Here is a 19,591-nt window from a genome sequence, read left to right on the forward strand (position 1 = left end):
CATATGTCGTACTTCGATTATAGCTTAAAATGACTATTTTCAAAATATTTTTAATCGAATTTACATTCTATTGTCATATGGAGGGATTTATTTCTAACTCTAAAATTCTATTCTTTCGTTAAGTTTTGTGTTTTTACATATGGTTGATCTAAAACTAATTGTTGTCTAGTTTGTTCTATTTCTAATCTGAGTTTTTCAGATTCAATGACATAGCTTTCTTTTCTTTGCTTTTCTAATTCAATTTCAAACTTTAATGCTTCTAGTTTTAACTTTGATTGTTTTCTAAGGTGATGGGTTAAGATAGCAGTAATCGGAATAGAGGAAACAATTAGTAAAATGCCCCAAACAAATATAAATGGTTCCACAAGAAAACCTCCTAAATATCATTATTTTCCATATAGGTATTATCTTATAAATGGTTTCAAATTGGAATAAAAAAAGAGAATAATCAGTAATTCTTTTACGGTACTTTTAGATTATCCCTAGTTTTTATGCAAATTTTATATTTATTTGATTAGATTTATTTAATTTCCTTAACACTCGTTTTTTCATAACTGTTATCTAGTGATAACTGTTGTCTAGTATGTTCAATCTCCATACGAATCTTTTCTGTTTCTAACATAAAGTTTTCCTGTTTCAGTCTCTCCAGTTCAATTTCTTCCCTCGTTGCTTCTATTTTTAACTTTGCCTGTTTATGAAGATAATCAGTCACAATTGCTACAACAGATATTACCCCAAATACGATCCACATCCAAGACATCTAAATCCTCCATTCAACATTTTCATGTAAACTAATCCTGTTTATTAAATTATACTTGAAATAATATGTAAAAAAAAGACAAAGCCATATAGACCTTGTCTTTTCAATAATATCTTAAGCGATTCCTTCGCTAAACCATAAACTAATTTCACGTTCTGCAGATGCAGCAGAATCTGAACCGTGAATAACGTTTTCAGAAATTGTTACTGCATAGTCACCACGGATTGTACCTGGTTGAGAATCAGATGGTTTTGTTGCACCCATCATGATACGAGCTAATGAAATAACGCTTTCGCCTTCCCATACCATTGCAAATACTGGTCCAGAAGTAATGAAATCAACTAATTCACCAAAGAATGGTTTGTCCGCATGTTCTGCATAGTGAGCTTCAGCGATTTCACGTGTTGGTACCATTAATTTAGCACCTTTTAATTCGAATCCACGACGTTCGAAACGGTCAACGATATCACCTACAACTTGGCGTCTAACACCATCAGGTTTAATCATTAAAAACGTTTTTTCAATTGCCATTTCTAAAACACTCCTTCAATTCATATAAGGTATTACACCTACCGATAAATATTACCAAAATAACAATAATCAGGTCAACTAAGATTGTTTATTTACATGAAAGTTAATATATCCCAGTCTAAAATATAAGTGAAACTTTATTGAAATCTATTATAAATTATAATTAGAATTTCCTTTTCCCTATAAATAATGCAACATCTCGTAATTTCTTTTTCATTGGATGGTTGGGTAAAGCTTCTACCTCTTTTAAAGCTTTTACTAAATACTGATTACTTATTTGCATAGATTTTTTAATTGCATCTGATTTACGAACAATTTCTAACATGTCTAGTCTTTCTTGTTCGGTTACTGTCCCCTGTGAAGCTCGCTCGATAAATTGTTTTATCTCAGAGTGATCCTGTAATAATAGGATTGGCAAAGTAATGTTCCCTTGTAACAAATCACTACCAGCTGGTTTTCCTAATTCTTTATCAGTTGAAATAAAGTCTAAAATATCATCGATAATTTGATAACTCATCCCAACATAGTAACCATATCTTTTCAGATTGTTCACTACTTTAGGATCACATTCACCAACAATTGCTCCCAATTCACAGCTAGATTCAATTAATAGCGCTGTTTTTCGTTTGATTCTTCTAAAATAATCTTTTAGGTTTTGATTTAAACGAAACTTATCTTCGATTTGTATGATTTCACCATTTACAATTTCCACCATTGTGTGAGCAAGAATTTGATGAACCTTTTTGTTCTCAATTTTAGTCACATATTCTAATGCACGTGCAAAAATATAATCACCTGTATACATTGCCACTCGATTGTTCCATTGGGCTTTGACAGTATGTTGACCTCTTCTCATATCTGAGTTATCAATTACATCATCATGTACTAGCGATGCCGAATGAATCAATTCAAGAGGAACTGCAACGTTTTTGACTTTATCAATATTATAGTTCCCAAATTTCGCACTAATTAAAACAAAAACAGGGCGAATTCGCTTTCCGCCCGCTTGTAATAAATGGAGTGATGCTTCATAAATCAAGTGTGAAGACGAGTTCAACGCTTCTTCTAATTCTTTTTCGATGATGTCTATATCCTGTTTTAAGTCAGAATAGAGCATTTTTAGCTTCATCTTTTCCACGCGATCACACTTCCCACTAGATTTCTTTTTTATAGCCCATATGCATAGCAGCCGCACCGCCACTATATCCTTTGTAGCTTACTTTGGCGAATCCTGCTTCTTCAAACATAACCGCTAGCTTTTTCATTCCTGGAAATTCATTTGCTGATTCTTGTAACCAAGAATATTCGTTATAGCTCTTAGCAAAAAGCTTTCCAAATATAGGCATTATATATTTAAAGTAAAAACGAAACAGCTGTCTGTAACCTGGCATTTCAGGTTGAGAAGTTTCTAAACAAACTGCCATACCACCAGGTTTTAACACGCGGTTCATTTCTTTTAGCACTTGTAAATAATCTGGGACATTTCTTAACCCAAATCCAATAGTCACATAGTCAAATGTATTATCTTCAAATGGCAATTCCATCGCATTGCCATGAATTAACTCTACTTGAGGATATGGCTCCACCTTTTCTTCCCCAACTTTTAACATATTTTTGCTAAAATCAAGGCCTTTTACAATCCCCGTTTCACCTGTGGCTTGAGCCAATGCAACGGTCCAATCTGCTGTACCACAGCAAACATCTAAGCACTTTGACCCTGGCTTTACGCCCATATGTTTCATTGTGTCTTTACGCCATTTTACATGTAATTGAAAACTAATTACCGAATTCATCTTGTCATAGTTTTCAGAGATATTTTCAAATACCTCATGTACACGTTCTTCTTTTGATTTTGCCATTTTTTCAAAACCTTTCTACTTTTGAACAAGTGCTAATTGATTTTTTATGTATAACTTTATATCGTCTTTTAGGAGGTTTGACGAATGAAGATATTCACTCAATTCATCCTTTAGCATGTCCACCTCTTGGGCAATTACTTTCTCAACAGATTCTGAAATATTAACACTCGATTGAATCATTTGAATAAAAGTTGATACTTGACCATTTTGGTAGTTCAATAATTCATGTTGTAGTCTTAGCAAAACTAAACTGTTCGTCATGATATTATTATATTTTTCAAATTCATAGAACGAATAAAATTTATGAATTAGTTCTGTTTCAATTGTTAAAATGTAATGGATCCATTCTCGTATTGTTAACTTATTTTTCTCATACACTCGCATTTGTTGTTCACAACGAATGGCAATCCCCTTTGAAATTTCACGGATTAACAAAATATTTCCTGTTTCCGCTAACAACTGATAGTATCGTCCACTATAAAAATCCCCAGATAACACAGTAAGTTGCTGTTCTTTATTAGTAGCTTCATACTCATCTATTTTATCATGCTCATCTAAACTTGCATGGACGATTGCAATAGTAACAGCACTCGTATTTAAATCTTCATCCCAATTTTCACCGTTTAAGTAAGGCAATAAAAGAAAAAATAATTGCTGTTCATCCAACTTTGCATCTTCAATATATTTCAATAAAGTATTATGGTGTAATTGGTTGTATATATTTGTTTTTAGTTGTTCTATTCTTTCCGTAATGTATGTCGCATCCATTCTAATACTCCATTCCACTTAAAGTGCGAATGCTTGATAATATCAATTTACCTCAAGCTTTAGCTTTTTTTCTAGATGACTAAACAATCGCTTAAGGTAGCAACATTGTTAATCTAAAATTATGTACATTTACTAAACAGTAAATAAGTTGAATATTTCTAACGAATGTTTAGAAGTCACTATACAATGTTACTTAAATCTCAATACCAAAACATTTTACTTTTTATAGCCACTTTCTACAACACCATTTGCAGAATAAATTTGTGCTTTTCCACGAATTTTCATTGCCGATGTATGTTCTGTAAATTGGGCAATCATTACTTCACCTGCATCTAACTTCTCAGAGTGGTGGAATTTAGTATCCGTACCACGTGTTAAGCCAATAACATGAACTCCATCTTCTTCTGCTCGAATGATAATATAATCTGGATTTGTCATATTGAATTCTCCTAAGGTACAATTTTCTTATGTCATCATATCATAATCGAGTATTTTATTTAAGACATTTGAATAAATGAAATTACTTCTTTCCTTTTCACATCGTCTGTCTCAAAAATCCCTCGTGCTACAGATGTTACCGTTTTCGAGCCTGGTTTTTTTAGTCCACGCATTGTCATACACATATGTTCTGCTTCAATTACAACATAAACACCATAAGGCGTTAGCATTTCCATTAAGCTATCAGCCACTGTAGATGTAATTCTTTCTTGTAATTGCGGTCTTCGTGCAACAGCTTCCACACAGCGTCCAAGTTTACTTAATCCTGCAACTCGTCCATCTCTCGGAATATATGCAACATGTGCTTTGCCATAAAAAGGCACTAAATGATGCTCACACATTGAATGGAATGGAATATCCTTTACGAGTACAAGTTCTTCATGGTCTTCGTGGAACACTGTAGAAAAAAATTCTCGTGGATCTTGATGAATTCCGCTAAACATTTCTTCATACATTTTTGACACTCGTTTTGGTGTATCGAGTAAACCCTCACGTTCTACATCTTCTCCTACTGCTTCAAGTATCATTTTTACTGCTTCTTCTATTTTTTTTAAGTCAACATTAGACATCTTTATCCTCCTAAATTCCTCGCTACACTGTCAAAATATCGTAGCATATACCGACATGAATCGCAAAAAAGCTTGATAATATAACAGAAATAGTTCATTGTTGTTTATTTTTTCAAATATGTTGTATTTTATGTAAATATATATCCTGAGTACTATGTAAAAATAAATTCAATTCATTATAAACTATTTAAAAAAGAGTAGCCATCTTGAAGTGATGGCTACTCTATGTAACTGCAAGACGCTATTATTTTACAGCATCTTTAAGAGCTTTCCCTGGTTTGAAGGCAGGTACTTTGCTAGCAGCGATTTCGATTTCTTCTCCAGATTGTGGATTACGACCTTTACGAGCCGCACGTTCACGTACTTCAAAGTTACCAAAACCAATTAATTGTACTTTGTCACCCTTTGCAAGTGCATCTTGAATTGTATCAAATACAGCTTCAACTGCTTTAGACGCGTCTTTTTTAGAAAGAGCCGCAGCTTCAGCTACAGAGTTTACTAATTCTGTTTTATTCACACTATTCACCTCCTCTCAAAGGGTCATCTACCTAAATCATGTAAAAAGAGTAACATATAGAAAACCTTGGTGCAACTGTATTTATTCATGATATGACTCAATTTATACAGATTTTTAAAAATTTACACAAACAAAAGGACTTTTCACCTATTGAATGAAAAGTCCTGTTACTATTAACGGCGTAAACCTTACGCCTTATTCACTTTCTAGATGATGAATGTAACTAAACCGCGGTCACCTTCATTTACCATTCTTTCGATCGTTTGACGCATTCTATTTTTAGCATTTGGAGGAACAGAATCCATCTTATAGCGAATGCCCTCTTTTAACACTTGATGAAGTGGTGTTCCAAACAATTGAGTTTCCCATAACGCTTCACGATCATGATTATACGCATATTGTAAATCTTTTAACAATTGTTGTGCATAGAATTCAGTTCCTATAAGCGGAGCAAATTCTGTTTGCATATCTACACGGATGACATGATACGATGGAGCAGCTGCTTTCATACGTACACCGTAGAAATTGTTTTGCTTAATAATTTCTGGTTCACTCGGTTCAAACTCTTCCAAAGTTGGAAGTGTTACGCCATATCCATTGACTACAGCGTCCTGAATAGCAGTATGGAACTTCGCTTGAACACCTTTTGCTTCAGCGGCTTGTTTTATAAACAATAACCAATCTTTTTTACTTTCAATTGGTTGATCTAACCATTCGTTACATACCGCTTTGTACACTTCTGGCTTTAATGTGATTCGAACTGTTGCAACACCTAATCCAGCATCTACTCGCTCAATAGCACTATCTTCAATAAAGTCGATTTGTTTCAGTTCTTCAGCTGCTTGAGAAACATCTCGAATCTTTGTAATCGAATCAAGTACATTGTTAACCGAATCGGATAATGATTGATTTACTGGATGTGTTTGGTCTAATACATCTAACCAATCTGGCTTTTCAACTTCAATGTCTTCTACTGGGAACTCATATAATGCTTCTTGTATAATGTACTCCATATCACGAAGTGACATTTGATCAATCGAAACTGCAATAACTGGCACTCCGTAATGTTCAAATAATTCATTACGTAAAGCGACAGTATTCGTATGACTAGGAACACTACTGTTTAATATTACTACAAACGGTTTACCAATTTCTTTTAGTTGCTCAATAATTTGTTCTTCTGCAACTTGAGCCGCATGCCTTGGGATGCCATTGACTGTTCCATCAGTCGTTACAACAACCCCAATATTCGCATGGTCTCTAATGACTTTATCTGTACCAATTTTTGCGGCTTCTTGGAATGGAATAGCCTCACTATGCCATGGTGTATGAACATATTTTGGACCATTCTCATCTTCATAGCCTTTCACACCGTCAATAATATACCCAACACAATCTGCAAAGCGAATTCGGAAAGGTATTTCACTTTCCCCAATAGTAATTTGAGTACCTTGTGCAGGAACAAACTTTGGTTCTGCAGTCATAATGACAGGACCTGGTGAACTTTGAGGCAGCTCGTCCAGTGCTCTTTTGCGATCTTCTTCGTTTACGATATTCGGGAGCACAATTGACTCCATCATTTTCTTCACAAAAGTAGACTTACCAACTCGTACAGGTCCTACAACACCGATATATACATCCCCATTAGTTCTCTCTGCTATTTGATGAAAGATTTCTTGGCCTATTGTAGCTCCTCCTTTACGTAATATAGTCTATGACCCATATTCCTGGAATATGAAAACACCTTGTACGAAAAATGCATAAGTGTGAAAAAAATATTGTAGTTTGTTTTTGCGTAATCTTTCGCTCTTTTCTATTAATCGATTCTTATGTTCTAATAGACCAAGTAATAAGAAACCGATTTTTTCTAATATCTGCTGCTAAAATCTTGCAACAGATAGGAAATAAATCTTAAAAAAAAAATCCCCCTACAAGGCTAATTATCCTTGTAGAGGGCTATTATATTAGTTTGGTGTTTGCTTCAGAACTAAAATTGCAAAGAATTTGTCAAAATCAAGACATAATTAATCCTTTTTCGTAGGGTCAAACATAAATACAGGCTCATTATTTTCGTTTACTGTATAAGGTAACGAATAAGCTGGGACTACTGGGTATGCCTCTACTAATAGATTTCTAATGTCTTCCCCTGGAGTCGGTGTCAAATTGTTTTCTTGAATAAATGTATTTAAATCAATCGAATAATCGACATATACATCTCCATCTGTAGAAACAACGAGTGGTAAATGATTGTTCGAATATGGACTTGGCACTGTTATTTCTTTCCCTACACCTAATTTATCGTAGTCTATAGAATAGACATAAGTAGTAATTGGCTCTTTATATGTAGGATATTTTGTAGCAAGGAAACGAATATTGACATCACGAATCGCATCGGCTGTACGTAAATCAACTAGTTTAACAGTCGGTTTATTCTCAGGATCCCAAATAATATATTGGAAAATACCACCTTTTTCATAGGAATTTCCAGGCGAATTTGCCAAATACTTAGGAACAAGTTTGTCAAAATCAATTAAATATTTAATGTAAATATCCGTATCCATATCGCGAGTTTTTATTGGTAATACCCCAGTATCTGCTCTATATTCATCAATCGCTCGTTGAACACCATCCAATTGGACTTGATCAGGGATTTGATTTTCTACTCTTTTGTCAGCAGGATACATACATCCAGCCAATATTATCGAGAGGACAACGAGCAGATAACTAACTTTCAATTTATTTCTCAACACTTTCACCTCATATATAATCAGATTCACCATGGTGTAATTTTTCACTCAAGTTACTCGAGTAATCCTAAAAATGTTGTATTTACAGGAAGTTTATAACATCATTCCCCTATTTTTATATAGAGAGTCTCCTACACTACCAAAAATTTTTGAATAAAATTAAGTTAAGACGGCCAAGTAAATACAACGAGTACCATTAAAAATGAACCTACTAAAAACAATAAGAAGGCAAACATTTTAACAAAAAAAGATACAAAGGCATTCTTAATCCATTTTCTTGTAGCTGATAATATTAAAACCGATACTAACATTGCCCCAATGGAGTAAAAAGAAACCCACATTACGTCTAACGCATGCATACTTGCAAGAGGGCCACGTGCAGTGTTTAGAACAAATAAATCTACTGGTGAAAACTGCATAATCATACCACCTTCCACAACAAATCACTATGTATTTAATCTAATTTTTTTTACTCGAAAAGAATAGGAGGTATAATAGTATACCTCCTTCTCGAGTAAACTCTATTTTACAATGAGTTACAAATTTTTTGCGTACAATTTCACAAAATCATGGAGAAATTGTGAATACTTGTTGAAAATTTATTGATAATTTCCATCAAATATTTAATAAATGAGTTGATTAAAGAAGATTATCTATTTCACGTTTTTTCATGCGAATCATAAGTTCATCCACAGTAACTTTTGGTGGCTTTTCGTGAAATAGTACTTCAAATAATGCCGACGTTAACGGCATTGACACTTCGTATTTTAATGCAAGCTGATGTGCTGCCTTTGTAGTACGAACACCTTCAACCACCATACCCATATTGTTAAGTACTTCCTCTAAACTTAACCCTTTACCAAGCATGTTTCCCGCTCGCCAATTACGTGAATGAACACTTGTACAAGTTACAATAAGGTCACCCATACCTGATAATCCAGAGAATGTGAATGGATTACCACCCATTCTTACTCCAAGACGAGTAATCTCAGCTAAACCTCGAGTAATCAATGCAGCCTTCGCATTATCCCCGTAATCTAAGCCATCTGAAATTCCAGCTGCTAGCGCAATGACATTTTTCAATGCCCCACCAAGTTCAACTCCAACCACATCTGTGTTTGTATACACTCTAAAATAGCCATTCATAAATAAATCCTGGACTTTTTCGGCAGATTGAATATTTTTACAAGCTGCTGTAATGGTTGTTGGGTGACGTAGAACAACTTCTTCTGCATGGCTTGGACCAGATAATACGACGATATCTGAGACAAATTCCTCTGGTAAACAACTTTCTAAGATTTCCGATATTCTCATAAGTGAATCCGGTTCAATCCCTTTAGAAACATGAATGAATAACGCCTTCTTGTTTAGCGTCTTACTCATATTCCCGCATACTTCTCGGATTGCTTTTGTAGGTACAGCCATCACAAAAATAGATGCGTGATCAACTGCTGTTTCTAAATCACTTGTTGCAGTTAGTTCAGTCGGTAAAATGGTTTCTGGTAAATATTTTTTGTTTGTATGTTTTATATTTATCTCGTTTGCTTGATCTTCACGATGTGTCCAAAGTAATGTTCGGTGACCGTTCTCAGCTAAGACAATCGCAAGCGCAGTTCCCCAAGATCCAGCTCCAAAAACTGTAACATTTTCCAATTGTACTTCCCTCGCTTTCAATCAAATTCGTGTTAGCGCTATCACTTTAAGTAATTAGGTTTGTCCGTCAGAACAATCCTAACTACTTAAAGAAGTGAGAATTATGTTAAATGAAATTATTCTCTAGCACGTGCGATTAAACGAATCGGTGTCCCTTCAAAATCAAAAGTTTCACGAATACGATTTTCTAGGAAACGTTCATATGAAAAGTGCATAAGCTCAGTATTATTAACAAATACCACAAAAGTTGGAGGCTTCACTGCAACTTGTGTTGTATAGTAAATACGTAATCTTTGTCCTTTGTCACTTGGAGCAGGATTTCTGGCAATAGCATCTTCAATCACTTCATTTAATATAGAAGATTGGATACGCATTGCATGGTTTTCACTTACTCGTTTTACTAGAGCTAAAATTTGATGTACACGTTGTTTCGTTTTCGCTGAAACAAAAATAATCGGTGCATAGCTTAAAAATAAGAAATGTTCACGAATTTGTTCTGTAAACAGGTTCATTGTTTTTTCGTCTTTTTCAACAGCGTCCCATTTGTTTACAACGATAATGATCGCTTTTCCAGCTTCATGTGCATAGCCTGCTATCTTTTTATCTTGTTCTTGAATTCCTTCTTCTGCATTTAATACAACTAAGACAACATCTGATCTTTCAATTGCTCTCATTGCACGAAGAACTGAATATTTTTCAGTTGACTCAAACACTTTCCCTCTTTTACGCATTCCAGCTGTGTCAATAATGACATACTCTTGGTCATCGTAAGTGTAAGGTGTATCAATTGCGTCCCGTGTCGTACCGGCAATATCACTAACAATTACTCGATCTTGACCTAAAAATGCATTTACTAAAGATGATTTTCCTACGTTCGGACGTCCGATTAAACTAAACTTAATCGTTTCGTCAGAATACTCAGCTTCATCTTCTTTAGGAAAATGCTTCGCACATTCATCTAGTAAATCTCCGAGTCCAAGTCCATGAGAACCTGAAATCGGGAACGGTTCCCCAAAACCTAATGAGTAGAAATCATAAATCATTTCACGCATATCTGGGTTGTCAATCTTATTGACAGCTAGAACGACTGGTTTTTTCGTCTTATATAAAATTTTTGCTACTTGTTCATCTGCAAGTGTTACACCTTCACGTCCATTTGTCATTAAAATAATGACATCGGCTTCTTGAATGGCGATTTCTGCTTGGGCGCGAATTTGATCTAAAAAGGGCTCGTCCCCGATTTCAATTCCACCCGTATCGATGATATTAAATTCATGTGTTAACCAATCTGCCGAACTATAAATGCGGTCACGTGTAACACCTGGAATATCTTCCACGATGGACACACGCTCACCAACAATACGATTAAATATTGTAGATTTCCCTACGTTCGGACGACCTACGATGGCGATTACTGGTTTTGTCATCTGTACTTCATCCTTCCAAATTCTTATCTTTTGTATTATACACGAAATCATTGCACTTATCATTTTTTCACAATCTTTTGATTAGGACAATTTAGAGGCTATGGAAAAATCAGCTTAAAAATTCCATAACTTACATAAAGCTTATTCCAGTCAAATCTAATATTATTTTAATAGAAATTTATTAACAGTATGTGGGTTTTGCTGTGCCGAAGATAGCTAGAAAATGTTATTAAAGAAAGAAGGGGAAATTAAATATTATCAAAAGCAAACAGATAAATAACAATTTATTTTTTTGACATATTCTATAGTACGTCTCAACATTTGCATTTTTACTGTACACACGACCATTTTCGGGAATGAGATATAATTAGATAATTGCATCTGTTAACGCCAATAAGCGTCTGAGTATTAGTTTATTAGGTTGTATTAAATTGTTCATTCTAAGGTAAAGTTAATGCCAGATTGTTTACATTCATCACCGGATCATTATTGGCATAATTGTACCCATTCATCGTAATTGGGTTCATCGTATCCCCGCGCATTGGGTTTAGAGCTGAATACTCCTGTATCCTTTGTATTAACGTGCCATTAAGTAGTAGATCTTTGTTTCTTCATCGTATCGATACCCTGCATAACGGGTTGATAGAAGCCATTTCCCCACTTCGTGTTAAAATATTGCCCCAATCATATTTATACTCTGTAGCAATTTCACCACTTGCATTTGTTAAGGCAATATGTCTCAACGGTAGTTTTTTAAGTAATAGTTTGTTGCACCTTTTTACATTATTGTCAGTGGATGGCCATCTACGTCATATGTATGGGCTTTTTTCACCGTATCTCGCGTTTTCCTCAAATAATACGCAGTTACTTGTCCCCTCAATAGAGAATAGGCTTCTGGTTTACTATAGATTCATTTACATTTTCCATCAACCTGATAGATAGGATTTATTTCCATGTTATTTAAATACATATATTAAGTAAGCTATCTGAAAAAATCAGATAGCTTACTATTGGTAGTACCTAAAATTTTAATTTTTTTGTTAATTTCTTAATAAACAACAAGTACATGCAGAAAACAGAAAATGCAATTAGGGCGCTAGTTAACCCAGTTATGCCAAAAGAATTAAAAACAAATTTTATTAATTCAAATAGTAATCCTGCACATCCCAATATTAAAAAATACAGAAATGGGTCTATACTTTTAGCTATTACTGTAAGAATAACACCAAATATGATAAGACCGATACTAAGTGGTAACATTCTCTCCCTCTCTTTCTACTAAAAGTTATTCCATTTTATGATTTTCGATAATGATTAACTGTGTAATAAATCAGATTAAATGTAAAAACTATTCCTTCTGAAAAGCCTACACCAGCTACCCCTCCGAGAATTTTTAACGCAGCTGTTTTTCCTAAACGTTTAATCAATTGATTTTTTGCAGTCTTTTTCAAAGTCCCAGTGAATTTTCCAGCAACTTTTTTTATATAACTTAAATAAGCTGTAAAGTTTGTTTGTTTTATCTTGGCCATATTAACGAAGGCTACACTGCCAAGAATAAAATTGGCAGTGAGACTAACTATAGTTTCACCTAGCTCCCTAGAAATTCCCCATTTCCCTATAAAAATCTCTAATGCTTTCAAAAAGCCATATTTGAAGCTAGCCCATAGACTTCTCTCCCCATCCGGATCCACATTCATAACCGGATTATTATTCGCATAATTGTACCCATTCATCGTAATTGGATTCATCGTATCCCCGCGCACCGGGTCTAAAGACATGAAAACACCTGTATCGGGATTGTAGTATCGTGCCATTAAATAGTACAATTTTGTTTGTTCATCATAGCGATACCCTGCATAACGATAAGGGTTGGTGGAAGCCATTTCTCCACTTTGCGTTAAAATGTTGCCCCATGCATCATAAGTATACTCAGCTACGATTTGGCCATTTTCATCTGTTAACGCAAGAACATCACCACGATAGTTCGTTAGGTAATAATACGTTGCGGCATTATACGTCATTGTTAATGGATGACCACTCGCATTATAAGTGTAGGATTTTGTGATGTTGCCAGCTTGATCCTCTTCAAACAAGACATAGTTACTTGTCCCATCATAACGATAGTACGTTTCACCATTTACGTCCTTACTGTACACACGACGACCATTTTCGTCATAGTTATACTTGGCAATGGTTGTGCCAGAAAGAGATTTGACTTCCGTTAGTTGGTCAAAGGCATTCCATACATATTCATATCGACCGTCGTTTGTCGTATTACCGTTTAGGTCAACGGAAAAACTTTGGTCGCCGGCTTTTGTTAGTTGGTTTGCTGCGTTATATGAATAAATTGTCGTAGTAGTATTTCCGTTATTTGTAACGGATTTTGATATACGATTTCCTACTGTGTCATACGTATAGGAAATTGTTAATCCATTGCTGTATTGTTCTTTTTCCAACTGATTTAAGTTGTCATACGTATAGACAACATTGCCCGCATTATTTATTACTTTTGAAATTTGCTTATTCGCATCATAGTCATAGGTATGCGTATCCCAAATAGTTGAGATTGTTGTATTAAAGATTTGGGATTTTAATAATGTGTTATTACCAACATAATTATTATTTATGAAAATAGAATTTGAATTACCAAAAGTTGTATTCTCAAGTAATCCATTATTATTAAAACCGAATGTAGCTAAATTTATGCCATTTTGAGATATTGCCTCAATTTGACCATTTGCATCTGGCGTGTATTTAATCGTGTTCCCACTAAATTGAATGGTATCTAATAGCTCATTATTATACATATATACAATCGCATTATTTGCTGGTGAACTGAAATCCACTTGCTTTAAGCGACCATCTTCAGACGAAATATAGGTTGTCGAAGAATTATTTAGCATATGATTCGTAATCGTTGTCGCTAGTCCATCCGATTTTGTTGTGAACTGATTAGTATTATTGATGGACACAATCGATGATTGTGTTTGTGAATCTTGGTTATAATTAATTTTAGAACCATTTGCCTTAATCACATTAATTAAATTGCCGTCCCCATCGTATTGATACTCCGTTACTTTGCCTAATGCGTTTGTTTCTTTCGAAATATTATTTTGTCCATTATAGGCTAACACCGTTTGATGACCAGCTACATTTTGGATTACTGTTAAGTTCCCATTTCCATCATATTGATAATTTGTTGTCTTTCCTGTAGCGTCTGTTACAGATGTTAACTCGTTTTTTAGATTGTATTTATATATTGTTGTGTAACCTTTTCCATCTTTAAAGGATAGTAAATTGTCGTTAAAATCATAAATACTTTCAGTCGACTTCCCAGTTGCTGGGTCTGTATGAACCGTTGTTTTTTTACCATCTGTATAGTTTGTACTAAACGTGTCGCTGCTTCCTGATGGATACGTTACTTTCGTTAAATCACCACGCGCATCATATATATACGTTGTTACTTCACCTTTTGGGGTAATGATTTTAATTAAGTTCCCTTTTGCATCATACTGATTTTGAGTTACATAGCCCGATGAATCGGTTTCTGTTAACAGATTCCCCGCAGTATCATACGTATATTTCGAGACAATTCCTTTTGAATCCTCGACTTTCTCTAAATTCCCCTTCGTGTCATACGCATATTTTTTTGTATATGGCGTTTCTCCTGGTACTGTCACTTGTTCTTCTGATATTTTATATTGGTTGTCTAGGGTATAGTTTCTTTGTGTCCCGGACGAATCTATTATTTTTGTTATTACATAGTTATTATTTAAATAGTAGACTGTTTCTTCGCCTTCTGGGCTTGTCACAGTGGCTTTCAGATTAACATTATCTAAATCATAATAAGTTGTGGAAGGCGTATTCCCCCCTACACTTGGTAATGTTACTGAACTTAAACCAATACTACCATAGGCAAATGAAGTAACATTTCCATTCGCATCTATAATGCTTGTTATCCGATCGTTTGTATAATTAAACGAAGTCGTCGTTTGTTGACTTGCATCTTTTTTTACTACAACGGATGTTATATAATGCTTCCCATTATAGTTATATGTGATTTCTTTTCCTTTAGATACTGCTTTTACAATGACACCGTTTCGATAAGAAAGTGTTAAGAAATCTCCTAGTCCTGTAGTGATTTTCACAAGTTGGTTATCACTATTATATTCATAAGTGATACTATTTTTGTTTTTATCTTCTTGTTTCGTAATATACGCTACCTTAACAGATGTGTCATTTGCTTGTTCCTTTACTATGAATGTAGAAACAATATTATTTTGCTTAATTGTATATTCAGAATCACTTACTTTTGTTAGTTCACCTTTAAATCCTACCGGTTTCACATAGTTTGAACCATTCCAAGTGAATACATGTACTGTACCATCTTCGTCTTGGTAATCAATGTTTGTTTTACTATTACCTGTCCCAATGAACAACTTTTGATTGCCTGTAAATGTCCAGCTATGTCCAAATGCTGAATTCTCTAGTGCTTTACTATTATAAGTACGAGTAAAGTCTAATCCAAAACCTGCATAGTTTGATAGTGAAAAATCTGTATATTGCAATATATTATTTTGTGTACCTATATTAATATAATTCGTACCATCTATTAATGGAAATGAATTATAGTCCCAATAATCTTCTAAACCAAATCGTGCACTTGTTTTATACGTAACAACGAGTTTTGGTTTATATTTGCTGTCTACTGTATTCTCACTGCTATAAAACTTTTTATAGACTTTGGAACTTTCCATTGCACTCCTGATTAATATCCCATGATTTATGTTTGGAGTCCAAACCCAACCATACACTTTATCAATGGGAATTGGCCATTTAACGAGTGCATCCTCAATGTTACTCGGTATCGTTGAAATATTTTTTACAGTTGCCTCTCCATAAATTCCATAATCTGCACCTGCTGTTGACCACTTTAATGTGTTTGTACGATTCTGCCATGTAGCTTCATTTTCATTCCATGCATTATTTACATAATGAACTGAAATGTCGATTGGTGAAGTGCTGTTCGTAGATGAAAGATATAAATTTAAATCCGCTGATAAAATTTCACTTACAGTAGCTACGGAAGACAAATCAAAACGTAAAAGACTTCTAACAATATTATCGTTCGCACGCCCTGCTCCGATTTCGGTATCATTCCCCCCGCTTTGCGTTGGAAATCCACTACGAAGAATTGTATCTGTTGTCAAGTCCGTACCCTGGACACGAACAATTGTAGGATCAATCACAATCGGATAAATCCGATTCTCATCTTGCAGCCATTGTCGATCTGGGATTAAATTAATGTAAAGCTTATTGTTTTCTTCTCGTGTCTTAAGTTCAATTGAATATGATTTTGCTTCCTCAGGAACTGATTGAATTTCTTCTGATGCTTGAAAGTTTACTGGTGTAAATCATCATACATAAAAGGGGCTTCAATCATAAAAATCGGTTCTGATGTAATAGCATCATACAAATATATTTTATTGTCAATTTCTTCATAAGTTAATCCGTTTAAATCCAATGTGTAGGTAAATTTTTCTGGAAGTCCATTTTTTGGAGGATTATCTATAATAATATCTTCCTTAATAAAGTTTTCCCCAACCGTATATGTTGCGGATATTTCATCAAATATCTCAGAGTAAGTAATTTGATTATCTTCTACTATACCTGTTGAAGGTTGAAGAGATTCCTCTGATTCATTTACAAGATTAGTTAGTTGTAGATTTAGTTCATATTCATCTTCTTTTAATTTCAAGCCTGTTGATTCATTATTGATTTTTTCATCAAATTCAACGCTAAATTTATTTTCTTTATTTGCATATCCGCCATTATTGTTACTGACCAAATTATTTTGGATATCTTTCCATTGACCTTGCTCATTCATAAAATGTTGTGGAACTTGAGTAATCTCAGTTGATAAGGTTCCATCTAAATTGTCGAAGGTTTTGGAAAACTCTGTTCTTTCTTCTTCTAACTCAATTCTCTTTTTTGTTTGATTCTCAGATGTTAGAGAATCGTTTTTTAAGCTATTTGAATTTGTTAAGTTATCGGGTAATTTTTCTGCTGACGCAAAATTACCAAATGGTATAAACGCTGATAACATACAAAATATTATAATAACATTAATAGTTTTCCTCATTTAATAGTGCTCCTATCATAAATTTGTTTAACACTTGGATGAATATATCATAAAAGACCTATTAATATAATATTTTTATTAAATTTTTATTAAAATTAATATATTCCTATTATTCCAGAGATGCTCTATTATTAATATAAAAATGCCAATTCCATTTTGTAAAATTGGTTTTGTAGTCAATTAGCGAACATGACTCGCTGATTGACTGCAAAGGTTTAGTTTTTAGAGATGGTGTGTCAGTTTTTGAGGACTTTGCCTATTGAGGAACGATTAAATAGTAAAATGCTCCAGAGGTTTATGTAGCAATATATAAACACCATTTATCCAATGGAATTTTAAGTGAGACGATATATTAAAGAAAAAATATAAAATAAAAAAGTAACAACATTTTCTATTTTCTACAAAATGTTGTTACTCTTTTTCATATACATATTTAAAGAAATAGACATGAAACAAATTATGACACAAAATCACATTTTCATTATTGTTGTTACGGGTATAGAAACGTTAAGTGTTAGATCTCATCCATAATCGGTCGGTCCGTATTCTATTTTTGTTGTTAAAATAAAGCCGTTCTTTTTTTCAGAACGCGGTTCCTTTAATATCTTGAAATTCCTTAAGTGACGGAATCTCTACACGACATATTCAAAAATAAGTGCAACTTTCGCTTAATTTCAGTTATGTCGTATTTCAATTTCGGGAAAGTACGAAATTTTCTTTTGGAGTGAGTGAATACAAAAAAAACAGGTATGCACTAAGACACACCTGTTCAATAGATTATTCATTATTATTTATTTAAAGCCCTTTAAACGATCACCGATTACTTCACTTAGTGAGAATCCAGATGTTTCTTCAGGTAATTCGTAGTCGAATTCTTCTTCCTTCTCAGGATTTTCTAGAAGTTCTTTAATCGTAAGTGATAGACGTTTTTCTGCACCATTAACATCAAGGACTTTCACTTGTACTTCTTGGCCATCTTTTAACACTTCATGTGGTGTATTGATGTGTTTGTGAGAGATTTGAGAGATATGCACAAGACCCTCAATTCCTGGGAAAACCTCTACAAAAGCACCAAATGACACTAAACGTTTTACAGTCCCTGTTAATACAGATCCTTTTGTAACACGTTCTTCAATGTTTGACCATGGTCCTGGAAGTGTATCTTTTATAGATAAAGAAATTCTTTCACTCTCAGGGTCTACCGAAAGTACTTTCACTTTAACAGCTTGACCTTTTGTTAGAACTGAATTTACGTCTTCAACATGATCATGGGATACTTGTGAGATATGCACAAGACCATCGATACCACCGATATCAACGAAAGCCCCAAATGGTGCAATACGTTGTACTGTACCATCAAGTACATCGCCTTCTTTAATACCTGTAAGAACTTGTTTTTTCTTAGAATTTTTTTGTTCTTCAACTACAGCACGATGAGATAAGATAAGTCTTCCTTTATCTTTATCAAGTTCTGTTATTTTAAAGCTTAATGTTTTGCCTTTATAGTCTTCAAAGTCTTCAACAAAATAATCTTCAACTAGAGATGCAGGAACGAAACCACGTACACCTAGATCAACGACAAGGCCACCTCTTACAACATCCTTTACCTCAGCATCAAAAATTTCTCCTGTTGCAAATTGCGCTTCTAGCTTATCCCACGCTTTTATTGCATCAACTTTTCTTTTTGATAAAACGAAATTTTCTTCTTCGACTTTCGTGATGATTAACTCTAACTCATCACCTACTGATACAACATCAGAGGCTTTTTCAATATGCAAACTAGAGAGTTCGCTGATCGGTACAATCCCGTCAAACGGTGCACCCTCTATTGAAACAGTTACTGCTTTATCTTCAACTCTCGCAGCAACACCTTTCACAATATCTCCTTCTCGAAAATCCTGGTCTACTTTCACGTTCATTTCTTCAGACATATGTAACCCTCCTTCGCATCTTCCAATTTCTATTTTATTAAAAAACTTCTATAAAGACAAAAAATATTCCTTTTTTTTTAGAAAAACTTGGTTATTTCTAAATATTTAATCAATTACCCTTTATTTCACTTATATTTTTCTATTTTTAAAAAATGTATCTATATAATGAAAATACGTTCAACTCTTAAA

At 34.1% G+C, this 19,591-nt stretch carries 17 protein-coding genes; all 17 read right to left on the reverse strand.

The window, feature by feature from the left end; translation table 11 throughout:
* Positions 1-107: 107 nt before the first annotated feature.
* The 17 genes from CD29_RS05280 to rpsA all read right to left on the reverse strand — a co-directional run bounded on the left by CD29_RS05280 (position 108) and on the right by rpsA (position 19,402).
* The gene (locus CD29_RS05280; protein WP_235801783.1) at positions 108-365 is read right to left on the reverse strand and encodes a hypothetical protein; all 258 of its coding nucleotides are present in this window, start codon (positions 363-365) and stop codon (positions 108-110) included.
* A gap of 155 nt (positions 366-520) precedes the next feature.
* Positions 521-760 carry a hypothetical protein gene (locus CD29_RS05285; RefSeq protein WP_052124010.1) on the reverse strand — a complete coding sequence of 80 codons (240 nt, stop codon included), beginning with the start codon at positions 758-760 and terminating at the stop codon, positions 521-523.
* A gap of 114 nt (positions 761-874) precedes the next feature.
* On the reverse strand, positions 875-1,291 hold the full coding sequence (gene ndk, locus CD29_RS05290) for a nucleoside-diphosphate kinase (protein ID WP_036183781.1): 417 nt from the start codon (positions 1,289-1,291) through the stop codon (positions 875-877).
* A 163-nt stretch (positions 1,292-1,454) separates the two neighbouring features.
* Complete coding sequence (gene hepT, locus CD29_RS05295; RefSeq protein ID WP_081976152.1) at positions 1,455-2,429, reverse strand: heptaprenyl diphosphate synthase component II; 975 nt, start codon at positions 2,427-2,429, stop codon at positions 1,455-1,457.
* A gap of 16 nt (positions 2,430-2,445) precedes the next feature.
* Positions 2,446-3,150 carry a demethylmenaquinone methyltransferase gene (locus tag CD29_RS05300; protein WP_036183785.1) on the reverse strand — a complete coding sequence of 235 codons (705 nt, stop codon included), beginning with the start codon at positions 3,148-3,150 and terminating at the stop codon, positions 2,446-2,448.
* 15 nt (positions 3,151-3,165) lie between these two features.
* On the reverse strand, positions 3,166-3,918 hold the full coding sequence (locus CD29_RS05305; RefSeq protein WP_036183787.1) for a heptaprenyl diphosphate synthase component 1: 753 nt from the start codon (positions 3,916-3,918) through the stop codon (positions 3,166-3,168).
* A gap of 216 nt (positions 3,919-4,134) precedes the next feature.
* A complete protein-coding gene (gene mtrB, locus CD29_RS05310) occupies positions 4,135-4,356 on the reverse strand; it encodes a trp RNA-binding attenuation protein MtrB (RefSeq protein ID WP_036183790.1) in 222 nt (73 codons plus the stop codon).
* A 59-nt stretch (positions 4,357-4,415) separates the two neighbouring features.
* Positions 4,416-4,985 carry a GTP cyclohydrolase I FolE gene (gene folE / locus CD29_RS05315; protein WP_036183793.1) on the reverse strand — a complete coding sequence of 190 codons (570 nt, stop codon included), beginning with the start codon at positions 4,983-4,985 and terminating at the stop codon, positions 4,416-4,418.
* Between the two features lie 244 nt (positions 4,986-5,229).
* Positions 5,230-5,502 carry an HU family DNA-binding protein gene (locus CD29_RS05320; RefSeq protein WP_036183797.1) on the reverse strand — a complete coding sequence of 91 codons (273 nt, stop codon included), beginning with the start codon at positions 5,500-5,502 and terminating at the stop codon, positions 5,230-5,232.
* 206 nt (positions 5,503-5,708) lie between these two features.
* Complete coding sequence (gene spoIVA / locus CD29_RS05325; RefSeq protein WP_036183802.1) at positions 5,709-7,187, reverse strand: stage IV sporulation protein A; 1,479 nt, start codon at positions 7,185-7,187, stop codon at positions 5,709-5,711.
* A 339-nt stretch (positions 7,188-7,526) separates the two neighbouring features.
* On the reverse strand, positions 7,527-8,249 hold the full coding sequence (locus CD29_RS05330; protein ID WP_088322106.1) for a hypothetical protein: 723 nt from the start codon (positions 8,247-8,249) through the stop codon (positions 7,527-7,529).
* Positions 8,250-8,413: 164 nt separating this feature from the next.
* A complete protein-coding gene (locus CD29_RS05335; RefSeq protein WP_052124012.1) occupies positions 8,414-8,668 on the reverse strand; it encodes a DUF2768 domain-containing protein in 255 nt (84 codons plus the stop codon).
* A 220-nt stretch (positions 8,669-8,888) separates the two neighbouring features.
* On the reverse strand, positions 8,889-9,902 hold the full coding sequence (locus CD29_RS05340) for an NAD(P)H-dependent glycerol-3-phosphate dehydrogenase (protein WP_036183805.1): 1,014 nt from the start codon (positions 9,900-9,902) through the stop codon (positions 8,889-8,891).
* Between the two features lie 116 nt (positions 9,903-10,018).
* Positions 10,019-11,329: a ribosome biogenesis GTPase Der gene (gene der / locus CD29_RS05345; RefSeq protein WP_036183808.1), complete on the reverse strand. Its 1,311-nt coding sequence runs from the start codon at positions 11,327-11,329 to the stop codon at positions 10,019-10,021.
* Between the two features lie 1,295 nt (positions 11,330-12,624).
* The gene (locus tag CD29_RS05355; RefSeq protein WP_036183814.1) at positions 12,625-16,578 is read right to left on the reverse strand and encodes a DNRLRE domain-containing protein; all 3,954 of its coding nucleotides are present in this window, start codon (positions 16,576-16,578) and stop codon (positions 12,625-12,627) included.
* Between the two features lie 152 nt (positions 16,579-16,730).
* On the reverse strand, positions 16,731-17,471 hold the full coding sequence (locus CD29_RS05360; protein ID WP_036183818.1) for a hypothetical protein: 741 nt from the start codon (positions 17,469-17,471) through the stop codon (positions 16,731-16,733).
* Positions 17,472-18,262: 791 nt separating this feature from the next.
* Positions 18,263-19,402 (reverse strand): 30S ribosomal protein S1, encoded by a 1,140-nt coding sequence (gene rpsA, locus CD29_RS05365; RefSeq protein ID WP_036183821.1) that lies wholly within the window; start codon positions 19,400-19,402, stop codon positions 18,263-18,265.
* Between the last annotated feature and the right edge of the window lie 189 nt (positions 19,403-19,591).

Source organism: Ureibacillus manganicus DSM 26584 (genome assembly GCF_000772945.1).
GTDB classification, from domain to species: Bacteria; Bacillota; Bacilli; order Bacillales_A; family Planococcaceae; genus Ureibacillus; species Ureibacillus manganicus.

Excerpts from the sequence above, each read along its gene's own strand:
- CD29_RS05285 (WP_052124010.1), bottom strand. The coding sequence starts at position 760 with ATGTCTTGGATGTGGATCGTATTTGGGGTAATATCTGTTGTAGCAATT.
- ndk (WP_036183781.1), bottom strand. The coding sequence starts at position 1,291 with ATGGCAATTGAAAAAACGTTTTTAATGATTAAACCTGATGGTGTTAGA.
- CD29_RS05300 (WP_036183785.1), bottom strand. The coding sequence starts at position 3,150 with ATGGCAAAATCAAAAGAAGAACGTGTACATGAGGTATTTGAAAATATC.
- CD29_RS05305 (WP_036183787.1), bottom strand. The coding sequence starts at position 3,918 with ATGGATGCGACATACATTACGGAAAGAATAGAACAACTAAAAACAAAT.
- mtrB (WP_036183790.1), bottom strand. The coding sequence starts at position 4,356 with ATGACAAATCCAGATTATATTATCATTCGAGCAGAAGAAGATGGAGTT.
- folE (WP_036183793.1), bottom strand. The coding sequence starts at position 4,985 with ATGTCTAATGTTGACTTAAAAAAAATAGAAGAAGCAGTAAAAATGATA.
- CD29_RS05335 (WP_052124012.1), bottom strand. The coding sequence starts at position 8,668 with ATGCAGTTTTCACCAGTAGATTTATTTGTTCTAAACACTGCACGTGGC.
- der (WP_036183808.1), bottom strand. The coding sequence starts at position 11,329 with ATGACAAAACCAGTAATCGCCATCGTAGGTCGTCCGAACGTAGGGAAA.
- CD29_RS05360 (WP_036183818.1), bottom strand. The coding sequence starts at position 17,471 with ATGAGGAAAACTATTAATGTTATTATAATATTTTGTATGTTATCAGCG.
- rpsA (WP_036183821.1), bottom strand. The coding sequence starts at position 19,402 with ATGTCTGAAGAAATGAACGTGAAAGTAGACCAGGATTTTCGAGAAGGA.